Below are 12,970 nucleotides of genomic sequence, written 5' to 3' on the forward strand. Positions count from 1 at the left end.
ATGAGCCGAGCAGGACAGCCAGCCGAAGCATCCGACCTCATCGACATCGATGAGCTGATCGCCGCCTACTACGACCGAAAGCCCGACGCGTCCGTGCCCGAACAGCGGGTCGCGTTCGGCACCAGCGGCCATCGCGGCTCGTCGCTGAGCACGAGCTTCAACGAAGACCACATCCTCGCCACGACCCAGGCGATCGTCGACTATCGCGCCGGTCAGGGCATCGCCGGCCCGCTGTTCCTCGGCCGCGACACGCACGGGCTGTCGCTGCCCGCCGAGCGCACCGCGATCGAGGTGCTCGTCGCGAACGGCGTCGACGTGCGCGTCGACTCCCGCGACGCGTGGGTGCCGACGCCGGCCCTGTCGCACGCGATCCTCGCCTACAACCGCGGCCGGGCCGCCGACGACCCGGGCCGCGCCGACGGCATCGTCGTCACCCCGTCGCACAACCCGCCCCGCGACGGCGGGTTCAAGTACAACCCGCCGCACGGCGGGCCGGCCGACACCGACGCCACGGGATGGATCGCCGACCGCGCCAACGCCCTCATCGCCGCGGGCCTGGAGGGTGTGCACCGCACCCGCTTCGCCGACATCGCCGACGGGGCGTACGGGTCGTACGACTTCCGCGAGGGCTACGTCGCCGACCTGGCCAACATCATCGACGTCGAGGCGATCAGGCGCGCCGGCGTGCGGATCGGTGCCGATCCGCTGGGCGGGGCATCCGTCGAGTACTGGGCGCTCATCGGCGAGCGCTACGGCCTCGACCTCACCGTCGTGAACCCCGAGGTCGACCCGACCTGGCGGTTCATGACGCTCGACTGGGACGAGAAGATCCGGATGGATCCGTCCTCGCCGTCGGCGATGGCCGCGCTCGTCGCGCGCCGCGACCAGTTCGACGTCCTGACCGGCAACGACGCCGACGCCGACCGGCACGGCATCGTCACTCCGGATGCCGGGCTCATGAACCCGAACCACTACCTCGCCGTCGCGATCGACTACCTGTACGGGCATCGTCCGGGCTGGCCCGCCGACGCGGCCGTGGGCAAGACGCTCGTCTCGTCGATGATCATCGACCGCGTCGCCGCCGCGCTCGGCCGCGAGCTGCTGGAGGTGCCGGTCGGGTTCAAGTGGTTCGTCCCGGGGCTGCTCGACGGCTCGGTCGCCTTCGGTGGCGAGGAGTCGGCGGGCGCCTCGTTCCTGCGCTTCGACGGCACCGTGTGGACGACCGACAAGGACGGCATCCTGCTGTGTCTCCTGGCCTCGGAGATCATCGCCGTCACGGGGAAGACCCCCTCGCAGCGCTACGCCGAGCTCGAGGCCGAGTTCGGCGCGTCGGCCTATCAGCGGGTGGACGCCCCGGCGACGCCCGCGCAGAAGGCGGCGCTGGGCAAGCTCTCGGGAGACGCCGTCACCGCGACCGAGCTCGCCGGCGAGCCGATCACGGCGAAGCTGTCGCACGCGCCCGGCAACGGTGCGGCGATCGGCGGCCTCAAGGTGCAGACCGAGCACGCCTGGTTCGCCGCGCGCCCCTCGGGCACGGAGGACGTGTACAAGCTGTACGCCGAGAGCCTGCGCGGCCCGGAGCACCTCGCCGAGGTGCAGGCCGAGGCCCGCGCCGTCGTCGCGGAGGCGCTCGGCGGGGTGTGACCTCGGCCGAGGGCGAGCTCGGCCGGGGGTTGGCGTTGGCCCTCAGCCGCGACGCCCGCGAAATCTGCGAGGTTTCACGAGACCTCCCAAATGTCGGCTTTTGCGGCGAAATGGGCCGTAAATCGAGACATTTGTGAGGTCTCGCGGAGCGTGAGGGCAGCGGCACTCACTCATCCGTCGCAAACGACGGTCAAACCGCCGGACAGCGGTGTTTCGCGACGGATGAGCGGCGGCGGCATCCTTTCATCCGTCGCACACCACGCTCAACCCGCCAGATGGCGGCACTTTGCGACGGATGAGGCCCGGCGTGCACCCCCTCGACATCTGTGAGGTTTCGCGAGACCTCACAAATGTCCGCTTTTGCGACGAAAAGGGCCCAAAACGCAGACATTTGTGAGGTTTCGCGGGAGGGAGGGCGGGCGAGGGGGCGGATTGCGGCGCGGAGTGAGAAAGCTCTCATCCCGTGCGCGATCCCTTGTGGAGGAGAAACCTTATCCGCCAGGGTTTTCAACGACCGGCAACGACGCCGGTTCCCCACACAAGGAGACATCCATGAAACGCATCATCCCCCGTATTGCGCTGGCCACCGCGGTGGTCCTCGGCGCCACCGCCCTCGGCGGCTGGACCGCGCCGAGTCAGGCCCCGAGCAGCTCGGATGTCGCGACGCACCGCGACACCGATCGCGACACGACCGTCACGATCTATCTCACCCGCCACGGCCAGACCCTGCTGAACACGCTCGAGCGCGTGCAGGGCTGGACCGACTCGCCGCTGGTGGTCGGCACGAACGCCGACGGCTCGGTGCTCGACGCCCGCATCCTCCCGAAGACCGTCGGCACGAACCTGCGCGCTCGTGAGGGCGCGTTCGCCTCGGCGTACTCCGCCGACATGAAGCGTCACAACGAGACCGCGTCGTACATCCTGCAGGGCGCCGGCCAGAGCAAGCTCACCGTGGGACAGGACTCGCGGCTGCGCGAGCTGAACTTCGGCAAGTACGAGGGCGCCGAGAACAAGGAGATGTGGACCGAGATCGTCGAGCACATGGGCTACACGGTGGACCACGACGCAGCGGCCCAGGCTCCTGCCGACGCGAACCGGCAGAACGGCGGCTGGCAGACGATGCAGGGCATCGCGATCGCCGACCAGGGTCTGGTCGCGATGATGGCGGCGATGAAGGAGATCGCCCAGGAGCCGACCGACACCGGCATCGTCCTGCCTGCCGAGGACTGCACCGACGCGAGCACGCGCGCGATGGCCGCACTGAACGACATCGCCAAGAAGGCGGTGAAGCAGAAGGAGGCCCGTGTGCTCGTCGTCTCCAGCGGCCTGACGATCACCTGCGTGATCGACTCCCTCGGCACCACGGTGACCAGCGGGATCTCCAATGTCGCGGTGAGCAAGCTCACCTACAAGAACGGCGCCTGGACCGTCGTCTCCGTCGGCGACACGAGCTACCGCCAGTAACCCCTCTCGACCCGCGGCCCGATGTTATCGTCAACATCGGGCCGCGGGCGCGAGTAGAGTGGCGGACATGAGCTGGTTGGTCACCGGAGGCGCGGGATACATCGGAGCGCACGTCGTGCGCGCACTGTCGAGCGCGGGCATCGATCCCGTCGTCGTCGACGACCTGTCGAGCGGGCACGCCGAGTTCGTGCCGCCCGGCATCCCGTTCATCGAAGGCAGCATCCTCGATCGCGACCTGCTGACCGACACGATGCGCGCGCACGGCGTCACGGGGGTCATCCACGTCGCCGGCTTCAAGTACGCGGGGGTCTCGGTGCAGCGCCCCCTGCACACGTACGAGCAGAACGTCGAGGGCACGCGCGTCGTGCTGCAGGCGATGACGGATGCCGACGCCACCCGCATCGTCTTCTCCTCGAGCGCGGCGGTGTACGGCACCCCCGACGTGCCGCTCGTGACCGAAGACCTCCCGAAGCGCCCCGCCTCGCCCTACGGCGAGTCGAAGCTCATCGGCGAGTGGCTCATCCGCGACCAGGCCACCGCGACCGCCGGCACCGATGCCGCCCTGCGCCACACCTCGCTGCGCTACTTCAACGTCGTCGGCTCCGCCGACCCGGCCGTGTACGACACGAGCCCGCACAACCTCTTCCCGATCGTGTTCGAGAAGCTCCTGGCCGGGCAGACGCCGCAGATCAACGGCGACGACTACGACACCCCCGACGGCACGAACGTGCGCGACTACGTGCACGTCGGCGACATCGCCGCGGCCCACGTCGTGGCCGCGCAGCGGCTGCAGGCGGGCGAGCCGGTCGAGGCCGCGTACAACCTCGGCTCGCAGAACGGGCTGAGCGTGCGCGAGATCATGGATGCCATGGCCCGCGTCACGGGCATCGGCTTCACGCCCCGGATCGGGCCCCGCAGGCCGGGGGATCCCGACCGCATCGTCGCCACCGGAGACCTCGCCGCCCGCGACCTCGACTGGCGCAACCGCTACACGGTCGACGAGATGGTGCGCACCGGCTGGGACGCGCGCCGCGCCGCGGGCTGACCCCGCCCGCCGCCGTCACCCCCGCCGCCGTCACGACCCCCGCCGTCGTCGCCCCGGCATCCGTCACGACCCCCGCCGCCGTCACCCCGGCATCCGTCACCGAAAACAGGAGATTCCGCCAGAACAGGACGGCGGGAGCCGTTTTCGTCCTGTTTTCGCGCTTTCTCCTGTTTTTGGCGACAGCAAGGGATGCCGCTGGCGCCGACGCGGCGACATAGCTCTCAGCAATTTTTCAGAATGGCCTTGCACCTGAAACCTGACCTGACTAGGTTTTAGACGACGGGCGCTCAGCCACCCGTCACCGGCGCCCTCCAACCAGGCGAGCGCAGGTCATATGGAAAGCAAACCGGCCAAAGGGGGCAGGTATGTCATCAGTCAGCGGATCGGCCGCGGGTAATCCCTCAGGGATGACGGCGGCCAGCAGAGTCGCGTCAAACACGCACCACTGGTTCAAGGAGCCAACGGAGCCGGCGAACAAGAGCTACGTCACATGGCTCATCGTCGCCCAGTTCGTCTTCTTCGTCGCACTGCTCGGCCCGGCGATCGTCGGTATCGGCATGAAGATCCTCGAACTGCAGAGCACGGGCGCAGTGGAGGACACCGGCGCGGGCCTGAACACCGCGCAGGCGATCCTGGGTGGCGTCGGCGCGCTGTTCGCCACCATCGCGAATGTGGTGTTCGGCCGGGTTTCCGACCGGACGACCAGCAAGTGGGGCCGCCGCCGCATCTGGATCGTGCTCGGCACGGTCATCATGACGATCGGTTTCGTCTTCATGGCGCTCGGGACCAGCCTGATGGTCGCCACGATCGGCTGGGCGATCGCACAGCTCGGCGCGAACATGACTCTCGCCCCGTTCATCGCGACGATCGCCGACCAGGTGCCGAAGTTCCAGCGCGGAAAGATCACCGCTGCACTGGGCATCGCGCAGAACCTCGGCATCGTCGGCGGTGTCTACGTCGCCGGCTGGTTCTCGTTCAACCTCTTCGTCGTGTTCGTGATCCCGTCGATTCTCGCGATCGGCGCGATGATCGTGTTCGCCTTCGTGCTGCCCGACAAGGTGCTCCCCATCAAGCCGCCGCGCCTGACCCTGGCCGAGATCATCGAGACGGTCTGGGTCAGCCCCGTCAAGGAGCCCGACTACGCGCTGGCCTGGTGGTCGCGGTTCTTGATCACGTTCGCATCGTTCGGCTTCACCGCCTTCCGCTTCGGGTACCTCATCAATCACCTCGAGGTTCCTGAGGAGGAGATCGGTCTTCTGATCGCGAACACGACGCTGGTCTACACCGGCGCGTTGATCGTCACGGCGTGGCTGGCGGGCATGCTCTCCGACAAGCTGGGAAAGCGCAAGATCTTCGTCTGGACCTCGACGGCACTGTTCGCCATCGGCACCTTCGCGCTGATCTTCATCCAGGACATTTCGTCGTACTACCTCCTTGAGTTGTTCTTGGGCGCGGCATACGGCGTCTACGTCGGTGTCGACCTCGCGCTCGTGGTCGACGTGCTCCCGAACCCCGACGACGCGGGCAAGGATCTCGGCGTGCTCAACATCGCCAACGCGCTGCCGCAGACCTTGGCGCCGATGATCGGCGGCTTCGTGCTGGCGGCCACCGGTGGTGTCAGCGGTGCGAATTACAGCGTGTGGTTCACCGTCTGTGCCGTGGCCTGTCTGCTCGGCGCACTGGTGATCTTCCCCATCAAGAAGGTGCGGTAGCCGCAAGGCTCCGACCCGCAGAGGGCGCGGCCGGCCAGCACGGTCGGCCGCGCCCTCTGCGTTGAGAACAACAACAGGACACCCCTCACATGACTTCAGCCAACGCCGGGTGGGACACGCCCGAGACCGACGCCCGCGTCGAAGAGCTTCTGGCTCAATTGACGATCGACGACAAGATCTCCCTCGTCACCGGCGAGGTGAACTGGGACTACGGCTTCTACGCCCGCCCCCTCGATCGTCTCGGCATCCCTGCGCTGCAGATGGCCGACGGCCCGGCCGGCGTGCGCATCAACCGCGGCGACGTGCACGAGGGCAGGGCCACCCAGTTGCCCGCCCCGATCGCGCTCGCAGCGACGTGGGATGTGGATGCCGCGACCGACTACGCGACCGTGATCGGTGTCGAGTGCCGCACGACCGACCACAACGTGTCGCTCGGCCCCGCCGTCGACATCGCCCGCGTGCCGATCGGCGGCCGCACGTTCGAGTCGTACGGCGAGGACCCGCTCCTGGCCGCGCGCACCGGCGTCGCCTTCGTCAAGGCCGTCCAGGCCGAGGGTGTGCAGGCGTGCGCGAAGCACTACGCGATCAACAACCAGGAAGACCACCGCTCGTCCATCGACGCCGTCATCGACGAGCGCACGATGATGGAGCTGTACCTGCCGCCGTTCGAGGCTCTCGTGCAGGAGGGCCAGGTGGCATCCATGATGGCCTCGTTCAACCGCGTCAACGGCACCTTCGCGTGCGACAACAGCGAACTGCTCACCGACATCCTGCGGGACCGTCTCGGCTTCCGCGGCTGGATCATGAGCGACTACGGCGCCAACCACTCCACGGCGGAGTCGGCGAACGCCGGCCTCGACCAGGAGCAGCCCGGCGAAGGATTCTGGGGCGCCAAGCTGTGGCACGCCTGGAACGACGGCGAGGTCAGCGAGGAGACGCTGGACGAGAAGGTGCGCCGCATCCTGCGCCCCCTGATCGGGATGGGTCAGCTCGAGAACCGCACGACGATCGAGGACTTCGACGCCGAGGCGCACCACGACATCGCCCAGTCGATCGCCGAGCGTTCGATGGTGCTGCTGCGCAACGACGGCGTGCTCCCGCTGCGGGGCGTCCGCAAGATCGCCCTCATCGGCTCGGACGTCGACGACGTCACCGCCAAGGGCGGCGGCAGCTCGCAGGTCCTGCCCACCAAGGTGGTCTCGCCGCTCGCGGGTCTGCGGGAGGCGTTCGGCGACGACGTCGAGATCGTGACGGCCTACGGCTCGAACCCGATCACCCCGGCGGCGCTCCTGCCCGGGCCCGACGCGATTCCGGCGAGCTTCTTCACGGCGCCCAACGGCGACAAGGGTCTGCACGCCGACTTCTACACGAGCACCGACTTCTCCGGCGACCCGCTCGTCTCGCGCACCGAGGGCGCGGCCGAACTGCTGCTGGGGTTCCACAACTTCCCCGGCTTCAACGCCTCGTCGGCGCGCTACCCGCTGCTGCCGGGCGAGCTCAACAACAAGCTGTCGGTGCGGTACACGGGCACCCTCACGGTGCCGGTGACCGGTGACTACGAGGTCGTGGTGACGAGCCTCGGCAGCTACACGCTCTCCATCGGCGGCGTCGTGCACCGCTCCAAGGAGCGCGTCTCCGGCGCGCTGCAGACGTCGTACGAGCCCGTGGCCAGCTCGGGCGCGGCGGCCGGCGTCGGCCACGCGGCCGTCAGCGGCTTCCGCGGCAGTGTCGGCGGAGGGGGCGGCACCGCCGACGCCGCCGCCGACCTCGACGAGATCGTCTTCACGCTCGAGGCGGGCGCGCCGTATGACGTCGTGTTCGAGTACGCGACCGACCACCCGGCGTTCGAGGACAACTGGCTGCTGGGCGCCAAGGTGCGCCTGGGCTGGAACCCGCCCGCGGGCGTGCACTCGCCCGACGTCGAGGCGGCCACCGCGCTGGCCCGCGAGGCGGATGTGGCCATCATCGCCGCACGTTCGTACGAGGCCGAGGGCGACGACCGCCCGCACATGGGCCTGCCGTCGGGCCAGAACGACCTCATCGCCTCGGTGCTGGCCAGCGGCACGCCGACCGTGGTCGTGCTCATGACGGGCAGCCCGATCGACACGACCGTCTGGGGCGGACAGCCGAACGCGATCCTGCAGGCGTGGTTCCCGGGCCAGGCGCAGGGCGGGGCGCTGGCCAACGTGCTCACCGGCGTCGTCGAGCCCGGCGGACGCCTGCCGCTGACGGTTCCGGCGTCGCTGGCCGACACGCCCGTCGCGAGCGCCCGGACCTACCCCGGCGTCGACGGTCACGTGCACTACGACGAGGGCGTGCTCGTGGGATATCGCGCGCAGGATGCCGGCGGCCTCGAACCGACGTATGCCTTCGGCCACGGCCTGGGCTACACGACGTTCGCGTACTCCGACCTGTCGGTCGCCGCGGGCGAGGGTGACGCGGTGGGCACCGCATCGGTGACCATCACCAACACCGGCGACCGGGCCGGCAGCGAGATCGTGCAGGTGTACGCGGGCAAGATCGACGCCCCGGTGCTCACCCCGCCGAAGCAGCTGGCCGGGTATGCCAAGGTGAGCCTCCAACCGGGCGAGTCGGCGCGGGTCGAGGTTCCGATCTCGCGGCGGTCGGTGTCGTACTACGACGTCGACAGCCACGACTTCGTCACTCCTGCAGGTCGGGTCGAGGTGCTCGTCGGCGCGTCTTCGCGCGACATCCGCCTCACCGGAAGCGTCGCGGTGGGCTGAACCGCGACTCCCAGAAACGGGGTGGGCGCCGGGCGCCCACCCCGTTTCGCACTCTTACTGCGGGGCGTTGCCGGCGGCGATGAGGGCGTCGATCATCTCCGGGGGCGCCTGGTCGCCGGCGAGCATCGCGATGCGGCCGATGGGCAGCGAGTTCATCATCTTCGACATGTCGACGCCCTCGGGCATGACCGACTGAAGACCCTCCAGCCCGGCCATCATCTGCGCGAGCGCGGCCTGCAGGAGGGGGCCCGCGACGGGGTTTTCCAACACGTCGCCGATCGACGACTCGCGGCTCAGCGGAACCCGCACGTCGTCGGCAACGACCTCGACCGTCGTCGCACCGCGCAGGTCGCGGCTCGACGCCGCCGTCTCCACCGTGTACGTCCCGCCCTCCACGACCCACCCGTCGACCCGGATGTCCCAGTACGCGAGGTCGGCGCGGCGCACCGTGATCGTCACCGCCCGGGTCTCGCCGGCATCCAGCGCCACCGACGCGAAGCCCTTCAGCTCGCGCACCGGCCGCTGCACGGCCGAGCCCGGCAGCGACGTGTAGACCTGCACGATCTCGCGGCCCGACGCCGCGCCGGTGTTGGTGACATCGAGCGTCACCTCGATGTCGCCCGCGGCGTTCACGGATGCCGCGGGCTCGCCGTACGCGAACGTCGTGTACGACAGGCCGTGGCCGAACGGGAACGCGACCTCGAACCGTCGCGCGTCGTACCAGCGGTAGCCGACGAACAGCCCCTCGCCGTAGCGGACGTGCCCGAACTCGCCCGGGAAGTCGAGGAAGGCGGGGCTGTCGGCCAGGCGCAGCGGGATCGTCTCGGCGAGCTTGCCCGACGGGTTCACGACGCCGAACAGCACGTCGGCGGTGCCGCCGCCACCGGCCTGACCCAGCAGCCACGCCTCGACGATCGCCGGCACGCGGCCGGCGAACGGCAGCGCCACGACGCCGCCGTTGGACAGCACCACCACGACGTTCGGGTTGACGGCCAGCACGGCGTCCAGGAGCGCCAGCTGCTCGGCCGGCAGGTCGATGTCCTCGCGGTCGTAGCCCTCCGACTCCAGCCGCGCGGGCAGGCCGAGGAACAGCACGACCGTGTCGGCACCCGCCGCCACGGCGACGGCCTCGTCCCGCAGCGCGGCGTTCTCGTCGTCGGTGGTGACCGCCGACAGGCCGAAGCCGGCGGCGTAGGGCACCTCGGCATCCGCCAGCGCGCGGATCTCTTCGAGCGCCGTGTCGAGCCGCGTCGGGTGGATGAGCGACGAGCCGGCACCCTGGTAGCGCGGGTTGCCTGCGAACGCGCCGATGACGGCAAGCTTCGCGTCGCGCCTCAGCGGAAGGATGCCGCCGTCGTTGCGCAGCAGCACGATCGAGCGCCCGGCCGCCTCGCGGGCGAGGGCGTGGTGCGCGTCGACGTCCAGCGGCCCGGCGACGCGACCGGCGCCCTCCTGCGACGTGCGCACGAGGTCGAGCACGCGGCCGGCGGCGATGTCGAGGGACTTCTCGTCCAGCGTCCCGGCGCGCACCGCCGCGACCAGCTGGGCGTCGGTGACGCCGCCGCTGGACGGCATCTCCAGGTCGAGTCCGGCCGGCAGCCCCACGACGCGGTCGTTGACGGCGCCCCAGTCCGACACGACGAGGCCCTCGAAGCCCCAGTCGTCGCGCAGCACCTGCGTCAGCAGCCACGGATCCTCCGACGCGTACACGCCGTTGACGCGGTTGTAGGCGCACATGACGGTCCACGGCTGGGCGTCCTTGACGACGCGCTCGAAGCCGCGCAGGTAGATCTCGCGCAGCGGCCGCGGGTCGACGTCGGAGCTGGCCCGCATCCGGTCGAACTCCTGGTTGTTGGCGGCGAAGTGCTTGAGCGACGTGCCGACGCCCTGCGACTGCACGCCGTTGACGTAGGCCGCACCGAGCACGCCCGAGACGATCGGATCCTCGGACAGGTACTCGAAGTTGCGGCCGCACAGCGGCGAGCGCTTGATGTTGATGCCCGGGCCGAGCAGCACGGCGACGTTCTCGATCGACGTCTCTGCGCCCAGGGCCGCGCCCACCCGGCCGATGAGATCGACGTCCCACGACGAGCCGATGCCGACCGCCGGCGGGAAGCAGGTGGCCGGGACGCTGTCGCCGAGCCCCAGGTGGTCGCCGCCCTCGCGCTGCTTGCGCAGGCCGTGCGGTCCGTCGGTGACCATGATCGACGGCACGCCCAGCCGGTCGATCGGCTTGGTGTACCAGAAGCTCGCGCCGCTGGTGAGCGCGGCCTTTTCTTCCAGGGTGAGGTCGGACACGTCAGTCATCTTCGATCCTTGCGTCGGCGGCGCGCTCGGCAGTGAGCACTCCGAAAAACCTTATGAGATTTGGTTTTGAGAAATCAAGCATCGTTCGGGTTTACTTCTCCTATGACACCAGGCTCCGCATCTCCGGCACCGGACGCGCCGGCGCGACGCGGCGCCTACGCGAAGGGCGTCGCCAAGCGTGAGGAGATCCTCGCGCGCTCGCTCGAGGTCATCGCGCGGTCGGGCTACCGCGGGGCATCCGTGAAAGAGCTCGCCGAGGCCGCGGGACTGAGCCAGGCGGGGTTGCTGCACTACTTCGGCAGCAAGGAGGAGCTGTTCACCGCGATCCTCCGCAAGCGCGACGAGGTCGACTCGCGGTCGTTCGGCCTCGACCCGGAGCACCCGGTCGTCGACGACGTGCGCGGCGGCTATGTCGGCATCGTCCAGCACAACGCCGAGGTTCCCGGGCTCGTGCAGCTGTTCGCGCAGCTGTCGGTGGATGCCGCCGATCCGGAGCACCCGGCGCACCGCTTCTTCCTCGAACGCAACCGGCTGCTCCGCGAGGCCTTCGGCGCGTCTCTGGCGCGCCGGCAGGCCGAGGGGCGGGTCACCGACCGCGTCGGCCCCGACACGCTCGCGCGCCTCTTCCAGGCGGTCGCCGACGGCCTGCAGGTGCAGTGGATGCTCGAACCCGACCTCGACATGGCCGCCATCGTCGGCGCCCTGTTCGACCTCGTCGAACGCGACTGATCTCCCGCGCGCGAGGCCGGCGCGCGGCTCAGATCGCGAGCGGGTCGGCGAGCAGGCGGGAGCGCGCATCGCGCTGCGCCCCGCGCAGGGCGGCGTCGGGTCCGAGGGTGCTGCCGCGCACCGGGGCACGCGGAAGCTCTTCCGCCGGAGTCATCCGCGGCTGGATCGCACCGAACACGGCGTCGACGTCGTCGGCGAGGGCCGCGATGAATCCGCCCAGCACGATGACATCCGGCGCCACGGTCAGCGCCACGATCTGCAGCGTGCGGGCGATCTCGCCCGCCGCATGCCGCCAGGCGGATGCCGCGGGCTCCGTGCCGGCGCAGACGTCGGCGACGAACGCGTCCAGGGCCGCCGTCAGTCCCTCGGCGGCGGCACGGTCGGCCAGCCCCGCCCGCTCCAGGAGGGCGTCGGGGCCGGCGACCGTCACGAGGCAGCCGTGCTGCCCGCATCCGCACAGTTCGCCGTCCGGCACGACCGGCAGATGCCCCAGCGCCGCCGCCAGCACCCGGGGTGCCGCCGCGGTGGCACCGGCCAGCACGACGGCGCCGCCGATGCCGGAGTCGGCCTTGAGGTACAGCACCGTCTCCCCGCCGACGGCGTCGTGCTCGGCGAGGGCGGCCACGAGGGAATCGGACACCAGCCGCACCTGCCCCCCGGTCGCCTCGAAGGCCGCCACCGCCGTCGAGTCCGTGCGCAACAGGGCGAGCAGATCGACCTCATCCCACTCGAGGTCGGTGTCGGCGAGCACGCGTGCAGGGGTGCCGCCGACGGGCGCCCACACCACGATGGACAGTTCGGCGATGCGTCGCCCGGCCCGCCCGAGCTGTGCGGCGGCCTCGTCGATCACCTCGGCGAGCACCCGCGCGATCGCCTGCGGGTCCCCCATCGGGCGGCCGTGGCGCCGGGACACGCGCACCAGTTCTTCACCGGAGAGGGTGCTGGCCACGGCGGCGGCGTGGTCGGCGTCGAGCAGGGCGATCAGGACGCAGGGCGCGGATGCCGCCGACCGCAGCATCGTCCGCGGTCGTCCGAGTCCGGCCGCTGCGACGACCTCCGCCTCTTCGATGAGCCCGGCGTCGATCAGCTCCGCCGCGAGCGAGGTCACCGCGCCCCGCGACAGTCCGGTCGCCGCCGCGATATCGGCCCTCGCCTCGCCGCCGGCGGTGCACACGCGCGCCAGCACGAGGCCGAGATTGTGCCGGCGCAGATCGGGCGTGGCAAGGGGCATGGCTCTCATCGTACGACCTCCCCTCACATAATTCAGCTCTTGAACTTTATGGAGGAATGGGACACACTACTGAGCGGACACGTTCGCGCGTCCG

At 70.1% G+C, this 12,970-nt stretch carries 8 protein-coding genes; 6 read left to right on the forward strand and 2 right to left on the reverse strand.

Annotation, left to right across the window (positions count from 1 at the left end; genetic code table 11):
• The 5 genes from pgm to QM720_RS03195 all read left to right on the forward strand — a co-directional run bounded on the left by pgm (window position 1) and on the right by QM720_RS03195 (window position 8,609).
• Window positions 1-1,644 carry a phosphoglucomutase (alpha-D-glucose-1,6-bisphosphate-dependent) gene (gene pgm, locus QM720_RS03175; protein ID WP_415124712.1) on the forward strand — a complete coding sequence of 548 codons (1,644 nt, stop codon included), beginning with the start codon at window positions 1-3 and terminating at the stop codon, window positions 1,642-1,644.
• A gap of 552 nt (window positions 1,645-2,196) precedes the next feature.
• Entirely contained in the window at window positions 2,197-3,108 is a 912-nt protein-coding gene (locus tag QM720_RS03180) for a histidine phosphatase family protein (RefSeq protein ID WP_415124713.1), read from the forward strand.
• A gap of 67 nt (window positions 3,109-3,175) precedes the next feature.
• Complete coding sequence (gene galE / locus QM720_RS03185) at window positions 3,176-4,153, forward strand: UDP-glucose 4-epimerase GalE (RefSeq protein ID WP_415124714.1); 978 nt, start codon at window positions 3,176-3,178, stop codon at window positions 4,151-4,153.
• Window positions 4,154-4,560: 407 nt separating this feature from the next.
• Window positions 4,561-5,865 carry an MFS transporter gene (locus QM720_RS03190; RefSeq protein WP_415124715.1) on the forward strand — a complete coding sequence of 435 codons (1,305 nt, stop codon included), beginning with the start codon at window positions 4,561-4,563 and terminating at the stop codon, window positions 5,863-5,865.
• Window positions 5,866-5,954: 89 nt separating this feature from the next.
• Entirely contained in the window at window positions 5,955-8,609 is a 2,655-nt protein-coding gene (locus tag QM720_RS03195) for a glycoside hydrolase family 3 protein (protein WP_415124716.1), read from the forward strand.
• A gap of 54 nt (window positions 8,610-8,663) precedes the next feature.
• On the opposite strand, the gene QM720_RS03200 is transcribed toward QM720_RS03195, so the two are convergent.
• On the reverse strand, window positions 8,664-10,916 hold the full coding sequence (locus QM720_RS03200) for a glycoside hydrolase family 3 C-terminal domain-containing protein (protein WP_415124717.1): 2,253 nt from the start codon (window positions 10,914-10,916) through the stop codon (window positions 8,664-8,666).
• A 102-nt stretch (window positions 10,917-11,018) separates the two neighbouring features.
• Between QM720_RS03200 and QM720_RS03205 the strand changes: the two genes are divergently transcribed.
• Window positions 11,019-11,645 carry a TetR/AcrR family transcriptional regulator gene (locus QM720_RS03205; protein WP_415124718.1) on the forward strand — a complete coding sequence of 209 codons (627 nt, stop codon included), beginning with the start codon at window positions 11,019-11,021 and terminating at the stop codon, window positions 11,643-11,645.
• Window positions 11,646-11,673: 28 nt separating this feature from the next.
• Here QM720_RS03205 and QM720_RS03210 read toward each other — a convergent pair whose 3' ends face one another.
• A complete protein-coding gene (locus QM720_RS03210) occupies window positions 11,674-12,876 on the reverse strand; it encodes an ROK family protein (protein ID WP_415124719.1) in 1,203 nt (400 codons plus the stop codon).
• Between the last annotated feature and the right edge of the window lie 94 nt (window positions 12,877-12,970).

It is taken from the genome of Microbacterium sp. (assembly GCF_047602155.1).
Classification (GTDB): Bacteria; Actinomycetota; Actinomycetes; order Actinomycetales; family Microbacteriaceae; genus Microbacterium.

Excerpts from the sequence above, each read along its gene's own strand:
- pgm (WP_415124712.1), top strand. The coding sequence starts at position 1 with ATGAGCCGAGCAGGACAGCCAGCCGAAGCATCCGACCTCATCGACATC.
- QM720_RS03180 (WP_415124713.1), top strand. The coding sequence starts at position 2,197 with ATGAAACGCATCATCCCCCGTATTGCGCTGGCCACCGCGGTGGTCCTC.
- galE (WP_415124714.1), top strand. The coding sequence starts at position 3,176 with ATGAGCTGGTTGGTCACCGGAGGCGCGGGATACATCGGAGCGCACGTC.
- QM720_RS03190 (WP_415124715.1), top strand. The coding sequence starts at position 4,561 with ATGACGGCGGCCAGCAGAGTCGCGTCAAACACGCACCACTGGTTCAAG.
- QM720_RS03195 (WP_415124716.1), top strand. The coding sequence starts at position 5,955 with ATGACTTCAGCCAACGCCGGGTGGGACACGCCCGAGACCGACGCCCGC.
- QM720_RS03200 (WP_415124717.1), bottom strand. The coding sequence starts at position 10,916 with ATGACTGACGTGTCCGACCTCACCCTGGAAGAAAAGGCCGCGCTCACC.
- QM720_RS03205 (WP_415124718.1), top strand. The coding sequence starts at position 11,019 with ATGACACCAGGCTCCGCATCTCCGGCACCGGACGCGCCGGCGCGACGC.
- QM720_RS03210 (WP_415124719.1), bottom strand. The coding sequence starts at position 12,876 with ATGCCCCTTGCCACGCCCGATCTGCGCCGGCACAATCTCGGCCTCGTG.